We start from the raw sequence: 18,711 nt of genomic DNA, 5'->3' as shown, positions 1-18,711 counted from the left end.
GGTGAAGCTGTCTCAGAGCAGCAGGGTGCGGACGATCGGCCAGGCGATCAGTACGCCGACGCCGGCGGCTGCCAGCAGCGTCAGGAAGTGCAAGGGATTGCGCTTGTACGCCGGGTCGACGCCGATCTCACGCACCAACTCCAGGCCGCCCACGGCCGGGCGGTGGTCCACCGGGAGACCGATCGCGGCCGTCACGGTGTGCAGATCCGCGTCGGTCCAGAGCCAGCGGCTCACGCCGATACGGGAGCCGTCGGCCGCGAGGATCGCCAGCAGCCCGATCGGCAGGGAGCGTTTGACGCGGCCGATCCACAGAACCCGGACCACCTGGGCGCGCGGCAGCACCTTGGGCGGCGCCCACGCGGTGGATCGGTAGGCGACCGCATCCGGGCCGACCCAGATCCGGGCGCCGCGAATGGCGAACCAGAACAGCAAGGTCAGCACGAAGACCAGGACGACGAACAGGACAACGGCAGCCGCCCAGCTCAACGCCCAGGTCGCGAGCGACGCGCACAGCACGGCCGGCAGGACCAGGTAGCAGGCCGCGAGGATCCAGAACGGTCGTCCGGCCGCGCCGAAGCGCGGCCGGACCTCGACAGTCGTCACTTCCAGGCGCGCCGGCGATTGTCGGTGGACCTCATCGGCCGGGTGGACTCCCAGACGCGGCGCCAGTGCGCGGCGTCAGGGCCCGTCTGCGACGGGGAGGCGCCGATGGCGGCGCGGCGGCGGGACTCGTACCAGGTGGTCGATTCCTCGTCGAGGAGGGCCGACACCGCGGCGGCGATCCGGGGCGCGAAGTCGCGGGCGCTCTCGCCCTCGAGCGGACGCAGCGGGTCGCCGTACCGGACGTGGACCGCCGGGCGGCCGGGGACCGGCCAGCCGCGGCCGCGCGGCATCGCGGCGAACGAGCCCTTGATGCCGACCGGGATGATCGGTACGTCGTGCTCCACGGCCAGGTACGCCGCGCCCATCCGGAACCGCTGCACCCAGCCGTCCGGCGAGCGGGTGCCCTCCGGGAACACGACGACGTTCCAGCCGTCGGCCAGCAGGTCGCCGGGCGTGGCGCTCATCTTGCCGCCGCGGCGCTCGATCGGGAACGTGTTGAACACGATCGCCGACCCGGCGGCCCGCCACCAGGTGTCGAAGAAATAGTCGGCGGCGGCCGCGAACGCCGTCCGGCGGCGCATCGCGTCGGGCAGCGACAGCAGCAGCAACGGGGTGTCGAGGTGCGAGGAGTGGTTCGCGACGATGATCGCCGGGCCGTCGAGCTTGAGCAGCGAGTCGAGGCCGCTCACCTGCGGGCTGACCTCGAAGTTCAGGACCGCGTTCAGCGGGCCCTTCTGGATCAGGTCGCGGACCGCGATCGCGGCCGGCGTCCGGGCCCACTTGGTCGGGAAGACCGAGGTCTCCTTGGGGATCACGTACGGCTCGGCCGAGCGCGGCACCTGCGGCCGCCGGCCCCACCGCCACCCGCGCGCGACCTGCTTCACGTCCCGCGCGGTGTCCCGGCTGAACTTCACCAGGCTGGTACCCATCAGCGCACGTCCGCGAGCAGGTGCGGCGGGTTGTGCAGGTACGTGATCGACGGCGACCGGCCGACCGAGTGGCTGACCATCTCGAGCGCGTCCTGCAGCGTCGACGCGGACCGGAAGCCCATCCGCTCGACGGTCTTGCGGTTCGCGCCGACCCAGACGATGTCGCCGCAGTGGTCCAGGGCGTGCGAGATCCAGTACCACATGTAGAACGGGTGCACGCCGTGGTACGCGTACGACGTCCGGTACAGGTGGATGTACCACGGGTCCTCGGCGTACTGCTTCTCGAACTTCGCCTCGATCGTCGCCGGGTCGGTGCTCTCGGCAAGCACTTCCTCGAAGAAGTCGACGTACGACGGGTGGTGCAACTGGCTGAACTCGTAGTCGACCGGGTGGTACAGGATGACCGCGCCGTCCTTGCGGACGACCGGGTTGCCCCGGTACGAGTTGAAGTAGTACCCGAGGCCCATGCAGGCGGCCAGGATCGGGTTCATCACCGAGTTCACGTTGTACGGGCCGACGAACGGCACGCCCATGATCGCGACGTCGGACTGGCCCTGCACCTCGACCAGGTGCTGGCGGTGCACGGCCTCGATGGTCTTCTCGTGCACCGGCTCGATGGCGCCGGCGTTGATCCCGGTGAGGCCGTAGTTCGAGCGGACGTCGGTGAAGATCTTGTGCCGGAGCTTCGACGGCGCGGCCGCGAGCGCGCGCTTGGTGCCGAGCATCGAGGCCTGGTCCTTGATCGACCACTCCCACTCGCGCTTCTGCAGGAACTCCAGCGGGCCGCCGAAGATGTCGTTGTTCAGCGTGGTCTCGATCTGGAACACCTTGACGTGCTGCGTCAGGATCTCGCCCATCCGCCAGGCGGAGTGGTGCATCTTCGACGCCTTGTGGTCCATGAAGGACCGCGAGTGGATCATCGTGTGGCTGTTGTGGTGGTGCCTCAGCGACTTGTACGACGCCAGGCCGATCGACGTGGACTTGTGCCCGCCGTCCATCGCCACCAGGTTCACGTTCACGTAGACGAGCAGGTCGGACTCGGCCGCCCGCTTGGAGATCTCGACGTCCTCGCCGTGCCGGGTCTGACCCAGGTGGGTGAGGTTGTCGCGGTCCTCGGCGTCGAAGTTGTAGAGCTTGCCGTCGGGGAAGAACGAGCGGAACACCCGCTCGCCGACGATCTCGCGCAGCTCGTTCGGGGTCAGCCGGCGGTGCAGCGCGTTCGCCGAGATCAGCTCGACGTCGTCGACACCGGCCTGCGCGGCCAGCTCCAGCACGGCCTCGATGACCCGTTGCCGGATGTCCGGCTTCTTCATCGGGGGCAGCGGTAGCGAGATGTCGTCGAACGCGATCGTCAGCCGCATGCCCGGGCGCAGCAACTCCGGCAGCGGCTCGGATTCGATCGGGTTCAGCAGCGCGTTCTGGATCGCTTCGTCGACGTCGCGGACCGCGGGCAGGGCCTCCGGCGGGTACACCACCCGGGTGCCCTGCGGGAAGCGCTCCAGCAGGAAGCCCTCGCCGTTGTGCACGAGCAGCGGCGGCGTGCGGTCGTCCACCTCAAGCACGAAACCTGGCCGAGACATGTCAGAACCTCTCTCGTCGTACGTTCAGCGCCCTCATGAGGCCCTCACATCGAATGCGACCTTGACTGTTCCCAGTCGGCCGGCGGAGTGCGCGTGGTCCAGCGCCTCACGCCAGCGGTAGAGCGGATAGCGGGCCCCGACGATCCCGTCCAGCGGGGCGCGGCCGGCCAGGTCCAGCGCGGTCTCGAACGCCGGACGGCCGTTCGGTTCCTCCCGCGCGGAGGCGTAGGTGCCGGTGACCTCGAGCTCGCGGAACCACACCGGCGACAGGTCGGCGCCGCTGTCCGGCATCCCGGACAGCACGACCCGCCCGCCGGCCTTGGTGACCCGCAGGACGGTGTCGATCGAGGCCTTGCTGCCGACCGCGTCGACAGCGACGTCGACACCGCCGAGCAGGAACTCGCCGCCGCTGAAGTCCTGCTTCAGCCGGAACGCGCCGGTCGAGCGCCGGACACCGCGGAACACCTCGTCGGGCGCCACGACGTCGCTGGCGCCGAACGCACGCGCCAGCTCCCGCTGCCGCGCGTGCTTGGCGACGACGGTGATCCGTCCGGCCTGGGTCAGCTCGCGCAGAGCGAGCGTCGCGAACAGCCCGACCGCTCCGGCGCCGCTGACCAGCACCGACTGGCCCGGCTGGACCTTGGCGCGCAGTGCGGCGTGCACCGCGCCCGCCAGCGGCTCGACCAGCACGGCGCGCTCGTCGGACATCTCGTCCGGTACGGCGTACAGCTGGCTGCGGTGCGCGACCATCACGTTGCCCCAGCCGCCGCCGGTGTCGCGGCAGAACCCGGTCTGCAGGCCCGGCGCCACGTGGCCGACCGTGATCCGGTCGCACCGGTTGGTGTTGCCGGACACGCAGCCTTCGCACGGCTCGACGCCGCGCGCCGCGCAGGTGAGGACGCTGTCCATCACGACGCGCGTGCCCTTCGGCAGGTCCTCGCAGTCGTCGAGCAGCTCGCCGACCACCTCGTGACCGGGGACGAACGGCATCGACACGACCGCGGAGAAGTACAGCTTGGTGGCGCCGGTGACCATGCCGAGGTCCGAGCCGCAGATCCCGGACAGGATCGGGCGGATCCGCGCCCAGCCCGCCCGCTCGGCCTTCGGCTCGTCGATGGTGACGAGGCGCAGCGGCGCGGCCGGTCCGGTCAGGATGCCGGGGATCCGGCCGCCGACCGCCTTGGCCGCCAGGTACTTCGCCGGCGACCGGTACATCTCGAGAGCCAGCATCATCGAGCGTTCACCCCAGGGAGCTCCAGACGGGACGACGTGGACGAGGTTTTCCAGTCGACGATCTGCCAGCGTGCGGCCCGGGCGGCGCGGAACAGCGACACGTCAGGCGACACGGCGACCGGGTTGCCGACCACCGACAGCATCGGCAGGTCCGAGTGGCTGTCGGCGTAGGCGTACGACTTGGACAGGTCGATGTTGGTCTGCCGCGCGTGGTGCTTGATCCACGCGGCCCGGGACTCGCCGACCAGCGGCGGGCCGGACAGGAAGCCGGTGCAGCGGCCGCGGTCGTCGACGGCCAGCTCCGCGGCGACGATCTCGTCGAACAACGGCTCCAGCGGCCGGGTCAGCGGCCGGACGGCGCCGGTGATCAGGATCGTCTTGTGCCCGGCGGCGCGGTGCTCGCGGATCCGGCGGACGGCGGCGCCGCTGAGCCGCTCGAGCACGTGCTCGGCGAGGATCTCGTCGACGATCTGGTTCAGCTCCTCCAGATCCGCACCGGCGTACCGGCGGTAGATCGTGCGCAGGAACGTGCCGCGGTCCTTGCGCTCGGCGGCGATCAGCTTGGGCAGCTTGCGCAGCATCGCGCCGATCTCGCCGGCGCGCTGCGGGCCGTCGAGCTCGGGCAGCCGCATCCACAGGTAGGTCTCGATCACGTTCGAGGACAGCAGCGTGCCGTCCATGTCGAACGCGGCGATGACCTTGGACTCCTGGTTCGGCTCGACCTTCTTCAGCACGCCCGCGGACTCCGCGAGCGCCTTGTTCCGCTTCTTGCGGACGACGTCCAGCCGGCGCATCGACTCGGTGACGCTCGGGCAGTGCAGCTCCTGCAGGTAGTACTGCCAGTCGACGACCGCGGTGTCGCAGGCGAACTTCTCCTTGTCGTCGCCTTCGAGCGCGTTGTGCAGCGCGAGCACGTTGTCGTCGATGAACTGCAGCTCGGCCTGCGCGTACTCCGAGTACAGGTCCATGTAGCGGCGCAGGAAGTCGAGGCGGCGCTTCTGGACGTCGAGCTCGCGGGCGTACTTGCGGGTCCGCTCGCCGCGCGGCACCCGGGTGATGACCGCGTCGGCGATCTTGTGCGCGCGTTCGCCGTACCGCAGCATGCTCTCGACCGAGTCGCCGCCGGGGAACTTCCACACCGGCAGCCGGACCGCTCCGCGCTCGCCGAGGTCGAACGGGTGCTTGGAGAAGTACTCCCGGACGCCGGCGTACAGCTGCTCGAAGGTCAGCGGGTTCCGGGCGCCGGAGCCGATGTGGTAGTACTCCGGCTTGCTCAGCTCGGGCTCGGTCGCCATCACCGCGCAGATCGCGCCGACCACGTGGTCGACCGGGATGATCTCGATCACCGAGTCCGGCGACGCCGGGAACTCGGGCAGCTCGCCGCGGCCGTAGGCCAGGATCAGCGGCTCGGCCATCTTGAAGCCCTCGATCCAGCCCGGGTGCGGGCTCTGCACCGCGGACTCGATGATGGCCGGCCGGACGATCGACGTCGGCAGCGTGCTCGCGAACTCCTCCACCACGCGCTCGCCGAGCGCCTTGGTGAACGTGTAGCAGTCGGTCCAGCCGAGGCTGCGGGCGCGCTCGGTGCCGGTCTCGACGAGCCGCTTCGCGACCCACTCGGTCCGGCGGCGCTCGGCGTCGGCCGCGGCCGTCAGGTGACCGGCGCGGCGGTGCAGCTTCTCGGCCTCCTTGCGGAACTTCGCCAGCATCGGCGCGGACCGGGACTGCTCCTCGACCCGGGCCTTCATCGCCATCCCGGCCTCGGCCTCGGTCCGCCAGTCGACGAAGTGGTCGACCGGTGCCTCCGGGATCGCGCCGCGCCGGCGGCCGGCCGTGTACGCCGTCGAGATGTGCACGTAGTGCACCGGGCGGCCGGTCTCGACGATCCGCTCCAGCAGGCTCTTGGTGCCGAGCACGTTGGTCGTGAACGCCTCGTGGATCGGCGGGTCGAAGCTCACGTCACCGGCGCAGTGCACGACGATGTCGAGGTCCTTGGGCAGCTCGGGCACGTCGGCCAGGTCGCCGTCGATCACGTGGATCCGGGCCGCGGACAGCGCCTCTGCGTCGGCGTACGGCGTGCCCTCGCCGTAGAACGGCTTGAAGATGTCCTTCCGGAGCAGCTGCGCCATCCGGTCGCCGCCGGTCATCGAGCCCTTCGGCCGGATGATCGCGGCGATCGTGGTGCCGGGGAGCTCGCCGATGATCCGGTGCAGCAGCGCCTCACCGACGAAGCCGGTGACGCCGGTGACCAGGACCTTCTTGTCCTTGAGCTTGTCGGCCAGACTCACTTGTCGCCTCCACGCGTGAGCTCGAGTGCCTCGGTCAGGGTGAACGCGCCGGCGTACAGCGCCTTGCCGACGATGACGCCCTCGACGCCGTCCTTCACCAGCGTGCCGAGCGCCTCGAGATCGTCGAGGCTGGAGACGCCGCCGGACGCGATGATCGGCTTGTCGGTGCGCGCGCACAGGTCGCGGTACAGGTCCAGGTTCGGGCCCTGGAGCATGCCGTCCTTGGTGACGTCGGTGACCACGTAGCGCTCGCAGCCGGCCGCTTCCAGCCGGGCGAGCACCTCGTACAGGTCGCCGCCTTCCTTGGTCCAGCCGCGGGCGGCCAGGGTGCGGCCGCGGACGTCCAGGCCGATCGCGACCCGGTCGCCGTACTGCTGGATGATCCGGTCGCACCACTCCGGGTCCTCGAGCGCGGCGGTGCCGATGTTCACCCGGCGCGCACCGGTCGCGAGCGCGGCCTCGAGCGACTCGTCGTCGCGGATGCCGCCGGACAGCTCGACCTGTACGTCGAGCTTGCCGGTCACGTCGGCGAGCAGCTCCCGGTTGCTGCCGCGGCCGAACGCCGCATCCAGGTCGACCAGGTGGATCCACTCCGCCCCGGCCTCCTGCCACGCCATCGCCGCCGCCAACGGGTCGCCGTACGACGTCTCGCTGCCGGCCTCGCCCTGCACCAGCCGGACCGCCTGCCCGTCCGCCACATCAACGGCAGGCAGGAGCACCAGGTTCCCTGACCGGGGCGGTGGGGCGGGGAAAGAATCCAACACTGACATGGGCCACACCCTAGAGGGCGAGAGTTCCGGATTCGTAACCCGGAGGGCTCCTGAGTCGTTTGAAATCGATCTGTCTCAGCGATACCAGTTGGGTCAATGGTATTACGCCTAGGCTAGCCGGGTGGCGACTGTCGAAGAGCTCGAAACCGACCCCCATCCGGCGCTCGCGCGGATCCGGCCGATCGGGTGGATCGAGTCCATGAACGCGTGGTTCGTCACCGGCCGGTCGCTCGCGGTGCAGGTGCTGCGCGACCCGGAGACGTTCACGGTCGACGACCCGCGCTTCTCGACCGCCCAGGTCGTCGGACCGTCGATGCTGTCCCTGGACGGCAGCCGCCACAAGTCCCACCGCGACCCGTTCGAGTCCCCCTTCGGGCTGGCGGAAACCCGCCGTCGCTTCACCGGGCCGGTGCAGCAGACGGTCGACGAGCTGCTGACGGCACTCCAGGACGGGGTGCGGCGGCGCGCCGACCTTCGGACGACTCTTGCAGGGCCGTTGTCGGTTGGGGTGGTGGCGCTCTCGCTCGGGCTGCCGCCGGCGTCGGCGTCGACCGTGCTCGACTGGTACACGGCGATCTCGTCCTCGGTTTCCGGGATCTCGGCCGGGCGTCCGGCCACCGCGGACGGCGCTGCGGCGTTCGCCGAGCTGCACAAGCATGTTGCCTCCGGCATCGACTCCTCGGACTCGCTGCTCGCCGCGGCGGCGCACGCCGGGCTGGGCATCGACGAGGTGGTCGCGAACGCCGCGGTGCTGATGTTCGGCGGCATCGAGACCACCGAGGGCATGATCACCAACGCCCTGTGGCAGCTGCTCACGCACCGCGACCAACTCGACCTGGTCCTCGCGGACCCGTCGCTGCTCCCCAACGCGATGGAGGAGTCGCTGCGCCTGGAACCCGCGGCCGCCGTCGTCGACCGCTACGCCACCCGCGACGTCGACCTCGCCGGTGCCACGATCCGCCGCGGCGACATGGTCACGGTGTCGCTGGCAGGAGCCGGCCGTGACCCTGAGGTGTTCGAGGCACCCGACGAGTTCGACGTACTCCGGCCGAACGCGCGCCGCCACCTGGCCTTCGCCAGCGGGCCGCACATCTGCCTCGGCATGCACCTCACCCGCCTGGAAACCCTGACCGCGGTCGAGGCCGTACTGCGCCTTCCCGGCCTCCGCCTGGCGCCGGACTCACCCGCACCGCGCGGTCTCGTGTTCCGCAAACCGTCGGCGCTCCGCGTCACCTGGGACGGGTGAGGACGAGCATCGTCGCGTCGTACCGCGGCATCTGCCGGTCCGGGTCCCGCTCCGCATCCTCGGCGAACCTGGCGAATCCGGCCTCGACCTCGTCCGCGGGCAGATGCTCGAACGTCGACAGGGCCCGCAGCCTCAGCCGCTCGTAGCGCTCCCGCAACGTCCTGTGCGTCTCGCCCTGGAGCCGTACGACGTCATCGGCCGGCACCAGCCCGGCCTCGACCGCCAGCGCCTTCGTGTCGGCCAGCGACCTGTACATCGCGGCGTCGACCGCCCGCGCGGACGGGAAGTACTCGTACCAGAACAGGTCCGGCATCAGGTCCGTGAACTGGGTGCGCAGCAACGCCGCTCCCCCGGGCCGCAGCACCCGGCGGACCTCGCGCAGCCCCTGCAGCTGATCCGTGGAGTGATGGAACGACAAGAACATCAGCACCATGTCGACCGATGCCTCAGGCAACGGAATGTCCTCGGCGCTGCCCTTCAGGTAGGTCACGCCCGGATGCGGCGCCTGCTCGGCCGCCTCGCGCATCCGGTCGGACGGCTCCACGCCGTACACCTGCCCCTGGAACTCCTCGGCCAGCCCAGGGGTCAGCCGGCCGACCCCGCTGCCGAGATCGAGGACGTCCAGCGGCCGCACCTGCGGCACGTGCTGGGCGAAGGCCCCGGTCCAGCGCCGTATCTCGGCCGGCGGCATCGCACGGCCCGCGGCGTACACGCTGCCCAGACGACCGTTGTAGTCGACCATGAGGCGACCCTAGCGCCAGTCCTGGTGCCACTGTTTCGCCACGGTGCTGGTCTGCTTGCGTACGGCGTCCGCCGCGGCGCCGGCCGGCCAGAACTGCAGCAGGTACCGATCCACGAGGGGCTCGCCGTCCCCGACCACGTTGACCTGATTGCCCTCGTCCATCCCGATGGCGCTGTAGCGCACGCGGTAACTCCGGGTCGGCAGGCGGAACTCCGCGGACGTGCAGCCGTCCAGCCCGTGCACCAGGATGTCCGGCGCCGCGGGCAGGAACGACACCTCGACGATGTCCTCCCAGGCGTCGTCCAGCGCAGGTTCTTGCTCGGAGTGCTCGATCCGCAGCGCTACGTACCCGGTGTGCAGGCCGGTCGCGAGCAGCAGCCGCCCAGGCTCGGCGGCGCCGCAGATGCCGTTGGCCTGGCCCCGCCGCGAGTCGTCGAAGTCCGGCTGGTCCGTGTCCCCACTCATCAGATAGATCTGGCCGAAGCTCAGATTCATCTTCCCCTCGAACAACACTTCCGTGTCCATGTCGCGACCCTAGGTGGCGCCTGGGTCCCAATGGCCGGTAAGCGGTCTCAATTGCCAGTTTTGACATCGGCAGGGGGCCGGCCGGGTGCACAATGGCGGAATGGCGGAGGGATTGACAGCGCTGGAGGTGGCAGCGAGCCTCGACGGGATCGGTGAGATCGTCCGCAAGGAGGCGCGCCGCCGCACGAGCGCGCAGGGGGCGACCTTCGTCCTGCGCGAGGCCGACCGCTGCTTCTACGCCGACGAGGACGCGATCGCGCCACTGTGGAAGGGACAGCGCTTCCCGATCACCTCCTGTATCAGCGGCTGGGCGATGCTGCACGACGAGACCGCGGTGGTCCCGGACATCTCCGTCGACAGCAGGATCCCGATCGAGGCCTATCTGCCGACGTTCGTCCGCAGCCTGCTGATGGTCCCGGTCGGCTCACCGACGCCGGTCGCCGCCATCGGCGCGTACTGGTCCCGCCGCTACCGGGCCACCCCGGACGAGATCGCGTCCCTCGAGGACCTGGCCGCCCAGACCGCGGACGCCATCCGCCGGGTCGGCCTCGACGACGCGCCCTGGGCCCCCACCTTCAGCCGGCACTCGGGTCAGGCGAAGAACACGTCGTAGGCCAGGCGCAGGATCAGGGCCGAGACGACGACCAGGAAGACCACCCGGACGAACCGGCTGCCGCGGGCGACCGCGGTCCGGGCGCCGAGCAGACCGCCGCACATATTGGCGGCCCCCATGATCAGACCGAGCCTCCACAGCGGTGCGCCGCTCAGGGCGAACACGGCGATAGCGCCCAGGTTCGTGGCCACGTTGGCGATTTTCGCCTTCGCGCTGGCCTGCAGGAAGTTGTACCCGAGCAGGCCGACCAGCGCGAAGATCAGGAACGAGCCGGTGCCCGGTCCGACCGCACCGTCGTAGAAGCCGATCAGCATGCCGACACCGCCGGCCGCGAGGTAGTGGTCGCGGCCGTCGAACCGCAACGCGGTGCGGGCGCCGAGCGACGGTTTCATCGCGGTGTAGATCGCGACCAGCACGAGCAGCACCAGGACGATCGGCTTGAACCACGACATCGGGATCCTGGTCGCCACCAGCGCACCGGCCGCGGCGCCGAGCCCGGCGAGGATCGCCAGCGGCAGCACGGTCTTACGGTCCGGGCGCACCTTGACGCCGAACGTGACCGCGCTCGTCGTCGTACCGCACAGCGACGAGATCTTGTTGGTCGACAGGATCTGCGCCGGGGACGCGTTCGGCAGCCCGAGCAACATCGCGGGCAACTGCAGCAGCCCGCCGCCCCCGACCACCGCGTCGATCCAGCCGGCCGCGAAGGCCGCGATCACCAGGAACGCCAACGTCAGCAACGACACATCAGGCACAGCAGCACGTCCTCACGGCGTCGATGATCCGGTAAGGGCGTCGTACCACTCAACCCTTACACCGGCGAATGAGAGACAAACCACGTCCGTGGTGCGACATTGGTGCGCATGGCGTCCTCGATCCTCCCGCCGGACGGCGAAACCCTCGCCACCGGCTGGGAGCCGGGCCTCGTACCGGCCGACTCACTGATGCGGCAGGCCGTGCTCGCGCACGCGTCCTGGGCCGTCGACGCAGCCCGGAGGGCCGGCAAACCGTGGTACGACGGCGACACCTGGGCCGGCGCGATCCTCGGCGACCGGAGCGCGCTGACGAACTGGGTGGTGCCGAAGCAGCCGGTCGATCCGGCCGGGATCGTCGCAGAGGCCGCCCGGGAGCTTCCCGGCGGGGCGCCGTACCTGTTCGTCAGCGCCTGGCCGACCGGCGACCTCCGCGCGTCCGGCCTGGGGCTGGCCGGGCATCCGCCGTTGATGCTCCGGCTGCCGCAGACGACGACCGCTCCCCCGACGACGGACCTCGACGTACGGCGGGTGACGGACGCAGCCGGTCTGGCCGACGCCGAACGGATACTCGTCGAGGGATACCCGCTGCCTGAACTCCAGCCGTTCCGGGCCGGGGTGGTCTACGCACCGTCGTTCCTCGACGGGTCGGCGGTCTGGGTGGGGTACGACGGCGACGTAGCGCTGGCGACCGCGACGGCGCACAGTGCCGCCGGGGTCACCGTCGTCGAGAACGTCGCGGTGATGCCGGCCGCGCGCGGCCGTGGTGCGGGCGCGGCCGTCACGTGGGCGGCGACCACGGGGTACGCCGACCAACCCGCTTGCCTGATCGCGTCCGACGACGGGCAGCCGGTTTACCAACGCCTCGGGTACCTGCGCATCGTGCGCTGGACCGTCTGGGTTCGGTCCTGACACCTCGTCCGGGACAATGGCGGGGTGAAGTTTCTACTGCTGGTTCACAACAACCTCGAGGCACTCGAGGGACTGACCGAAGACCAGTTGACCGAGCTGGCCGGTGGACGGGAGCAGGTCGCCACGCTCACGCGCGAGCTGCTGAAGAGCGGCGAGCTGGTGTCCGTGCTCGCGCTCAACGAGCCGGCCGAGACCAAGGACGTCCAGCTGGTCGCCGGTACGCCGGTGATCTCGGACCGCCCGTTGCTGGAGACGAAGGAGTTCCTGGCCGGCGCGTTGGTGGTGAACTGTGCGTCGCAGGAGCGGGCTTTGGAGCTCGCGGCGATGATCCCGCTGGCGCAGTTCCGGCGCGTCGAGCTCCGTGAGATCCGGATGGACCAGGACGACTTCCTCGTGGAGCTCGATCAGCTGTGAGGACGTCGGCGCCCGAGCTGGAGGCGGCGATCCGCGCCGCGGCCCCGCGGGCGCTGGCGACGCTGGTCCGGCGGTACGGCGTGTTCGACCAGTGCGAGGACGCGGTACAGGAGGGGCTGCTCGAAGCGTTCGTGCAATGGCGCGCGAACGGCGTACCGGAGCAGCCCGTCGGCTGGCTGATCAGCGTCGCGACCCGGCGGATGATGGACGGCTGGCGACGGGACAACGCCCGCAGGCAGCGCGAGCTCAACGACTTCCTGCGGGCCGCGGATCCTGACCCGGACGACTACCACGAGGACTCCGACGACACCGTGCGGCTGCTCGTGCTGTGCTGTCACCCGGCGCTGACCCCGGCCTCGCAGATCGCGCTCACGCTGCGCTCGGTCGGCGGTCTCACGACGGCCGAGGTGGCAGCCGCGCTGCTGGTCAGCGAGACGACGGTGGCACAGCGGATCAGCCGGGCCAAGAAGACGATCGCGGGCGCGCGCTTCGAGCTTCCGACCGCCGACGAGTACGACGAGCGGCTCCGCGCCGTACTGCAGGTTCTCTACCTGATCTTCAACGAAGGCCACACCGCCAGTGCCGGCGACTCGTTGCAACGCGTGGATCTCGCCGAGGAAGCCCTCCGGATCACGCGCCTGCTGCAACAGGCCGTCGGTGCTCCGGGCGAGGTGACCGGCCTGCTGGCGCTGATGATCCTCACGCATGCGCGCCGCGACGCGCGGACCGGGCCCGGCGGCGACCTCGTCCCGGCCGACCGCCAGGACCGCTCCCGCTGGTACGCCGACGAGATCGCCGAAGGCACGCGGCTCGTCGAGGAGACGCTCCGCACCGGCGCCGTCGGCCCGTACCAGCTGGAGGCGGCGATCGCGGCCGTGCACAGCGAGGCCGACTCGGTCGAGACGACCGACTGGCAACAGATCGCCGGCCTCTACCGCGTCCTCGAGAAGGTCGACCCGAGCCCGATGGTGCGGCTCGGGTCAGCGGTGGCCGTCGCGATGACCGAAGGCCCGGACGCCGGCATCGCGATCGTCGAAGAGCTGGCCGCCGACCGGTACCTCGGCGACCACCACCGCCGGCTGTCCGTCCTCGCCCATCTGCACGAGCTCGCCGGTCGCCCGGACCTGGCCCGCTCCAACTACCGTGCGGCGCTGGAGCGGACCCGGAACACGGCCGAACAGAACTATCTGCGCGACCGCATCGCCCACCTCATCAGGTGACGGCGGCCGCCGGTCCACTCGGGGCGCGGCGGGACGCTGAGCTCGCTGCGGAACACGTGGCCCGGATCCACCGCCTGCTTGAGCGCGGCGAGCCGGGCGCGGTGGTCCTGCGGGTAGCAGAGGTCGAGGTCGGCGTCCGTCGGGTTCGACAGGAAGTTCACGTAGGCGCCCTGAGGCTCCAGCGTCTTCCACAGCGCGTCGAGCTCCTCGGGCTGCGAGCCCTGCTGCTCGGGCGATCCGACCACGACCGAGTTCACCAGAAACCGCGCGTCGCGGTGCGCGAACGCCGTCGCGTCCGCCGGCATCGCGGCGAAGGCGCCGCCCAGCGCCCGGATCTCTATCGCCATTCCCGGGATCCGCCCGCGGGCCTCGAGCAGCCGCTCCCCCAGCTCGGCCGGCACCGACCCGAAGAAGCCGTTGCGGATCCGGGGCCGCCAGTCCGCGGGCATCTCCATGGCGGTGAACACGTCGGCGTACGGCACCTCGGCCACCTTGTCGGTGAGCAACGAGCCGAGGTTGCGCAGCGGCTCCAGGATCGCGTCGCGCGCGGCGGGCTCACCGGCCACGCACACCATGATCGCGACCGGTACCTGCCGGTCGGCCATCATCGTCGGCGCCAGCTGCAGCGACGCCGTCAGGTCTTCGGGCGCGGTCGTCATGTACTCCGCCCAGCCCTGGAGGACCTGCGCCGCCTGCGTCCACGGGTACAGCAGCGCACCGAAGTGCACCGTGGGCTGCGGTGTGGCGGTGATGTCGTACGACGTGACGACGCCGAGGCTGCCCGCCGCGCCGCGCACTCCCCAGAACAGCTCGGGTTCGCTCGCGGCGTCCACCCGGCGAACCGAACCGTCGGCGGTGACCACCTCGGCGGCGACCACGTTGTCGATTGCCAGCCCGTGCTTGCGGACCATCCACCCGATGCCGCCGCCGGCCATCAGCCCGCCGACCCCGACGCTGGCCGTGTCGCCGGACGAGATCGCCAGCCCGGCCTTGCCGAGCCGCTCGGCCACGCCGCCCCACGTGCCGCCGGTGCCGATCCGTACGACGTCGTCCGGCAGCAGCCGGACCTCGTCCATCGGCCGGACGTCGATCACGACACCGCCGTCGTTGGTGCCGAACCCGGCCGCGTGGTGCCCGCCGCTGCGGACCGCGATCGGCAGGTCGTTCGTCTCGGCGTACTTCAGCGCCGCGACCACGTCACCCGCCCCGGTGCAGCGCACGATCACCCGCGGCCGCCCCTGGGCCATCACCACGCGCCCGGCGTCCGCGTATCCCGCGTCCCCGTCCACGAGCACCTCGCCCAGGACCGCCGCACGCAGCTCGCCGAGCCCGCCCTGGGCCACTACAGATTCCGTCATCGTCAACTCCTGACTCCCGGACGCCCCCTCAGGCGCCACACCCCGGGATCGGAGCCGACCGGCGTTCCTCGACATCCCCGGCCGAGAATCTTCCGTCCGTTTGAGGGGTTAACAACGCAGCTTGCCCCTTTACCCCTCGCATACGGGGGGTAAAGGGGCATCGCTGGTGGTTAACCACTTAAGTGGCCAGGGGTCGCGCCGGGCGGCAGACAGACCGGGTCAGGCACGGACCGGGACCGGTCAGCCGCGGAGCGCGGCGGGTCGGCCGCGGAGCGCGGCAGGCCAGGCGCGCCGCGCAACAGGTCAGGCGCGCCGCGCAACAGGTCAGGCGCGCCGCGCAACAGGTCAGGCGCGCCGCGCAACAGGCCAGCCCGCGGAGCGCGGCAGGCCAGCCCGGGGAGCGCGGCTGGTCAGGCGCGGGGCGGGGCGGGTCAGGCGCGGGGCGGGGCGGGTCAGGCGCGGACTGTGGCGACCAGGTGGTCGACGACGTCCGCGACCGGGATGTCGGCGCGGTCGCCGGAGCGGCGGTCCTTGACCTCGATCGTGCCGTCGGCGAGGCCCTTGCCGACGACCGCGATGGTCGGGACGCCGATCAGCTCGGCGTCCTTGAACTTCACGCCCGGCGAGACCTTCTCACGGTCGTCGTAGATGACGCTCAGCCCGCGCGCCTCCAGCTCGGCGGCGATCTCCGCGGCCTTCGCGAAGACCTCGCTGTCCTTGCCGGTGGCAACCAGGTGGACGTCGGCCGGCGCGATCTCCCGCGGCCAGACCAGACCGAGCTCGTCGTGGTTGCCCTCGGCGATCGCGGCGACCGCGCGGGTGACACCCACGCCGTACGACCCCATGGTGACCGTGACGAGCTTGCCGTTCTGGTCGAGAACCTTGAGGTCGAGGGCGTCGGCGTACTTGCGGCCGAGCTGGAAGATGTGGCCCATCTCGATCCCACGCGCGGTCTCCAGCTCGCCCGAGCCGTCCGGCGCCTGGTCCCCGTCGCGGACCTCGGCGGCCTGGATCGTCCCGTCCGCGGTGAAGTCCCGGCCGTGCACCAGGTTGACGACGTGGAAGCCGGACTTGTCGGCGCCGGTGACCCAGGCCGACCCTTCGGCGATCCGCGGGTCGAGCAGGTAGCGGATGCCGGAGGCGTTCTCCTTGCCGAGCACACCGGGGCCGATGTAGCCCTTCGCGAGCGACGGGTGCTTCTCGAAGTCCGCCTCCTCGAAGGCGACGACCTCGGCCGGCTCCATCTGCGCGCCGAGCCGCTTCTCGTCGATCGCCCGGTCGCCCGGGACGCCGATCGCGAGCGGCTCACGGCTGCCGTCGGGGTGCACCAGCATGACGAGCACGTTCTTCAGCGTGTCCGCGGCGGTCCACTCGCGGCCGTCGGTGCGCGCATGCTTCGCGTTCAGCGCGTCCACGAGCGTGTCGATCGTCGGGGTGTCGGGCGTGTCCACGACCTCGGCGGCCGGCACGCCGGACGCGTCGACCGGGGCCGCCTGCGGCACCACGACCGCCTCGACGTTGGCGGCATACCCGCCCGGGGAGCGGACGAAGGTGTCCTCGCCGTTCTCCGCGATCGCCAGGAACTCCTCGGAGCGCGAGCCGCCCATCGCGCCGGACATCGCCTGCACGATCACGTAGTCGAAGCCGAGCCGGTCGAAGATCTTGATGTAGGCCTCGCGGTGCTTCTCGTACGACGCGGCGAGGCCGTCGTCGTCGACGTCGAACGAGTACGAGTCCTTCATCACGAACTCGCGCCCGCGGAGCACGCCGGCCCGCGGCCGTGCCTCGTCGCGGTACTTGTTCTGGATCTGGTAGATCGACAGCGGAAGGTCCTTGTACGACGAGTAGAGGTCCTTCACGACCAGCGTGAACATCTCCTCGTGCGTCGGGCCGAGCAGCATGTCGGCGCCCTTGCGGTCCTTCAGCCGGAAGATGTTCGGCCCGTACTCCGTCCAGCGGCCGGTGGCCTCGTAGGGCTCGCGGGGCAGCAGCGCCGGGAAGACCAGCTCCTGGGCGCCGATCGCGTCCATCTCCTCGCGGACGATCCGCTCGACGTTGCGCAGCACCCGCAGGCCGAGCGGCAGCCAGGTGTAGATGCCGGGCGCGGCGCGGCGGATGTATCCGGCGCGGACGAGCAGCTTGTGGCTCGGGACCTCCGCGTCCGCCGGGTCCTCGCGAAGGGTGCGGAGGAACAACGACGACATACGCAAAATCACGGGAGTCTCCAAGCGTGCAAAAGTCGAGTACAGGACATCACAGAGAATATCGGTCCGGCGGTGATGCTCTCACCACGTTATCCACAGGTCACTCGCGGGCGGCTTTCAGCGCCCACCGGATCAGCGGCAACTGCAGCGGCAGCCGCGCGTACGCGATCGCCTGAGCGGTCCGGGACCCCTTCGTCCGCAGGTCGGCGGCCATCTGCACGTTCGCCGGGAACACCGCGACCAGCAGCCCGGCGCTCGCCAGCCCGGCCAGTCGCCGGGTCCGCGGGTGCAGCAGCCCGGCCGCGCAGGCCAGCTCCGCCGCCCCGGACGCGTACACGAGCTCCTTCTTCCGCGGCAGCACCTTCGGCACGATCTGCTCGAACGGCCCGGGTTTCACGAAATGCAACGTTCCGAGCACGCCGAACAGCGCGGCCAGACCCTTGGTGCTTCGCGATGGCATGCGTCGGAGCTTAGAACAGGATGGTGGCGAAGGTTTCGATGGTGCGGAACCCGACCCGCTCGTACGCCGCCCGTGCCGGTCGGTTGAACGCGTTGACGTAGAGCGTGACGACCGGCGCGATCTGCCGGGCCAGCTCGACCACCGCGGCCATGCCGGGCGCGGCCAGCCCGCGGCCGCGGTACTCCGGGTCCACCCAGACGCCTTGGATCTGGCACACACCGGTTCCGACCGAGCCGACCTCGGCCTTGAACACGACCCGGCCGTTCTCGATCCGCGCGAACGCCCGCCCGGCCCGGATCAGCTCCGCCACCCGTGAGCGGTAGAACGTCCCGTCCGGCCCGGTCTGCGGCGGTACGCCGACCTCCTCGGTGTACATCGCCACGCACGCCGGATACAGGATCGGCAGCTCGACCGGCTCCACCGCGCGCACCAGCGGGTCCGGCGCGATCGCCGGCGGCCCGTCGATCACCATGAACGGCTGATCGTCGCGCACCTCCCGGGCCGGCCCCCAGTGCGGCTCGAGAATGGCCCACAGCTGCTCGACCGAGCGCGCCTGGCCGAGGATCTGGAAGCAGTTGCGGCCGCGCCGCAGCGCGTACGCCGCGAACGCCCGCAGCGCAGCGTCGCCGGCGCCGACCGGCACCATGTTCCCGCCGGCGTGGCACAGGGCCTCGAGCGCGCCCTTCTCGACGTACCCCCAGACCTCCGCACCGCGCCGCGGGTCGAGCCCGGACGCCTGCACGAGACTGTCGACGAACACGTTCACCACCGGATCACGGGCGATGACCGCGCGCGCCGCCGCGAGGTCACGAGGACCGAGAACCCGTACTCCCACGCGCAGAACCTAGCCGATCAGCCCCGC

Annotated in this window: 18 protein-coding genes; 5 read left to right on the top strand and 13 right to left on the bottom strand. The window is 70.8% G+C overall.

The window, feature by feature from the left end; translation table 11 throughout:
* Positions 1–12: 12 nt before the first annotated feature.
* The 6 genes from AB0L64_RS15385 to priA are packed head-to-tail and all read right to left on the bottom strand — an operon-like array spanning position 13 to position 7,403.
* Complete coding sequence (locus tag AB0L64_RS15385; protein WP_363710757.1) at positions 13–603, bottom strand: hypothetical protein; 591 nt, start codon at positions 601–603, stop codon at positions 13–15.
* Complete coding sequence (locus AB0L64_RS15380; RefSeq protein ID WP_363710756.1) at positions 600–1,532, bottom strand: lysophospholipid acyltransferase family protein; 933 nt, start codon at positions 1,530–1,532, stop codon at positions 600–602. The genes AB0L64_RS15385 and AB0L64_RS15380 overlap by 4 nt, the downstream gene beginning before the upstream one ends.
* Positions 1,532–3,112 (bottom strand): lactate racemase domain-containing protein, encoded by a 1,581-nt coding sequence (locus AB0L64_RS15375; RefSeq protein ID WP_355690182.1) that lies wholly within the window; start codon positions 3,110–3,112, stop codon positions 1,532–1,534. Before AB0L64_RS15375 ends, AB0L64_RS15380 begins: the two co-directional genes overlap by 1 nt.
* 33 nt (positions 3,113–3,145) lie before the next feature.
* Positions 3,146–4,345: a zinc-binding dehydrogenase gene (locus AB0L64_RS15370; protein WP_359933703.1), complete on the bottom strand. Its 1,200-nt coding sequence runs from the start codon at positions 4,343–4,345 to the stop codon at positions 3,146–3,148.
* Positions 4,342–6,633 carry an HAD-IB family hydrolase gene (locus AB0L64_RS15365; protein WP_363710755.1) on the bottom strand — a complete coding sequence of 764 codons (2,292 nt, stop codon included), beginning with the start codon at positions 6,631–6,633 and terminating at the stop codon, positions 4,342–4,344. Before AB0L64_RS15365 ends, AB0L64_RS15370 begins: the two co-directional genes overlap by 4 nt.
* Positions 6,630–7,403 (bottom strand): bifunctional 1-(5-phosphoribosyl)-5-((5-phosphoribosylamino)methylideneamino)imidazole-4-carboxamide isomerase/phosphoribosylanthranilate isomerase PriA, encoded by a 774-nt coding sequence (priA, locus tag AB0L64_RS15360; protein ID WP_363710754.1) that lies wholly within the window; start codon positions 7,401–7,403, stop codon positions 6,630–6,632. Before priA ends, AB0L64_RS15365 begins: the two co-directional genes overlap by 4 nt.
* A gap of 121 nt (positions 7,404–7,524) precedes the next feature.
* On the opposite strand from priA, the gene AB0L64_RS15355 reads away from it, so the two are divergent.
* On the top strand, positions 7,525–8,649 hold the full coding sequence (locus AB0L64_RS15355) for a cytochrome P450 (protein WP_363710753.1): 1,125 nt from the start codon (positions 7,525–7,527) through the stop codon (positions 8,647–8,649).
* Here the strand turns inward: AB0L64_RS15355 and AB0L64_RS15350 are convergent.
* Together AB0L64_RS15350 and AB0L64_RS15345 are read right to left on the bottom strand one after the other, a co-directional pair.
* A complete protein-coding gene (locus tag AB0L64_RS15350) occupies positions 8,633–9,391 on the bottom strand; it encodes a class I SAM-dependent methyltransferase (protein WP_363710752.1) in 759 nt (252 codons plus the stop codon). The two genes, AB0L64_RS15355 and AB0L64_RS15350, sit on opposite strands and share 17 nt — an antisense overlap.
* A gap of 9 nt (positions 9,392–9,400) precedes the next feature.
* On the bottom strand, positions 9,401–9,916 hold the full coding sequence (locus AB0L64_RS15345; RefSeq protein ID WP_363710751.1) for a hypothetical protein: 516 nt from the start codon (positions 9,914–9,916) through the stop codon (positions 9,401–9,403).
* A 100-nt stretch (positions 9,917–10,016) separates the two neighbouring features.
* Here AB0L64_RS15345 and AB0L64_RS15340 point away from each other — a divergent pair, with 100 nt between their 5' ends.
* Positions 10,017–10,529 carry a GAF domain-containing protein gene (locus AB0L64_RS15340; protein ID WP_363710750.1) on the top strand — a complete coding sequence of 171 codons (513 nt, stop codon included), beginning with the start codon at positions 10,017–10,019 and terminating at the stop codon, positions 10,527–10,529.
* On the opposite strand, the gene AB0L64_RS15335 is transcribed toward AB0L64_RS15340, so the two are convergent.
* The gene (locus AB0L64_RS15335) at positions 10,508–11,284 is read right to left on the bottom strand and encodes a TSUP family transporter (protein WP_363710749.1); all 777 of its coding nucleotides are present in this window, start codon (positions 11,282–11,284) and stop codon (positions 10,508–10,510) included. The two genes, AB0L64_RS15340 and AB0L64_RS15335, sit on opposite strands and share 22 nt — an antisense overlap.
* Before the next feature lie 108 nt (positions 11,285–11,392).
* Here AB0L64_RS15335 and AB0L64_RS15330 point away from each other — a divergent pair, with 108 nt between their 5' ends.
* The 3 genes from AB0L64_RS15330 to AB0L64_RS15320 are packed head-to-tail and all read left to right on the top strand — an operon-like array spanning position 11,393 to position 13,827.
* A complete protein-coding gene (locus AB0L64_RS15330; RefSeq protein ID WP_363710748.1) occupies positions 11,393–12,193 on the top strand; it encodes a GNAT family N-acetyltransferase in 801 nt (266 codons plus the stop codon).
* A 24-nt stretch (positions 12,194–12,217) separates the two neighbouring features.
* Positions 12,218–12,607 carry a YciI family protein gene (locus AB0L64_RS15325; RefSeq protein WP_363710747.1) on the top strand — a complete coding sequence of 130 codons (390 nt, stop codon included), beginning with the start codon at positions 12,218–12,220 and terminating at the stop codon, positions 12,605–12,607.
* Positions 12,604–13,827 carry a sigma-70 family RNA polymerase sigma factor gene (locus tag AB0L64_RS15320; protein WP_363710746.1) on the top strand — a complete coding sequence of 408 codons (1,224 nt, stop codon included), beginning with the start codon at positions 12,604–12,606 and terminating at the stop codon, positions 13,825–13,827. The genes AB0L64_RS15325 and AB0L64_RS15320 overlap by 4 nt, the downstream gene beginning before the upstream one ends.
* Here the strand turns inward: AB0L64_RS15320 and AB0L64_RS15315 are convergent.
* The 4 genes from AB0L64_RS15315 to AB0L64_RS15300 all read right to left on the bottom strand — a co-directional run bounded on the left by AB0L64_RS15315 (position 13,791) and on the right by AB0L64_RS15300 (position 18,684).
* Positions 13,791–15,185 carry an FAD-binding oxidoreductase gene (locus AB0L64_RS15315; protein WP_363710745.1) on the bottom strand — a complete coding sequence of 465 codons (1,395 nt, stop codon included), beginning with the start codon at positions 15,183–15,185 and terminating at the stop codon, positions 13,791–13,793. The genes AB0L64_RS15320 and AB0L64_RS15315 overlap by 37 nt on opposite strands.
* Before the next feature lie 452 nt (positions 15,186–15,637).
* The gene (locus AB0L64_RS15310; RefSeq protein ID WP_363710744.1) at positions 15,638–17,401 is read right to left on the bottom strand and encodes a proline--tRNA ligase; all 1,764 of its coding nucleotides are present in this window, start codon (positions 17,399–17,401) and stop codon (positions 15,638–15,640) included.
* A gap of 88 nt (positions 17,402–17,489) precedes the next feature.
* Positions 17,490–17,849 (bottom strand): DoxX family protein, encoded by a 360-nt coding sequence (locus tag AB0L64_RS15305; protein ID WP_363710743.1) that lies wholly within the window; start codon positions 17,847–17,849, stop codon positions 17,490–17,492.
* A gap of 10 nt (positions 17,850–17,859) precedes the next feature.
* Positions 17,860–18,684 carry a GNAT family N-acetyltransferase gene (locus AB0L64_RS15300; protein WP_363710742.1) on the bottom strand — a complete coding sequence of 275 codons (825 nt, stop codon included), beginning with the start codon at positions 18,682–18,684 and terminating at the stop codon, positions 17,860–17,862.
* Positions 18,685–18,711 lie beyond the last annotated feature (27 nt).

It is taken from the genome of Kribbella sp. NPDC051936 (assembly GCF_040680955.1).
Taxonomy (GTDB): domain Bacteria; phylum Actinomycetota; class Actinomycetes; order Propionibacteriales; family Kribbellaceae; genus Kribbella.
The sequence above is the reverse complement of the archived record's forward strand: the minus strand, read 5'-3'. Positions and strand labels throughout refer to the sequence as shown.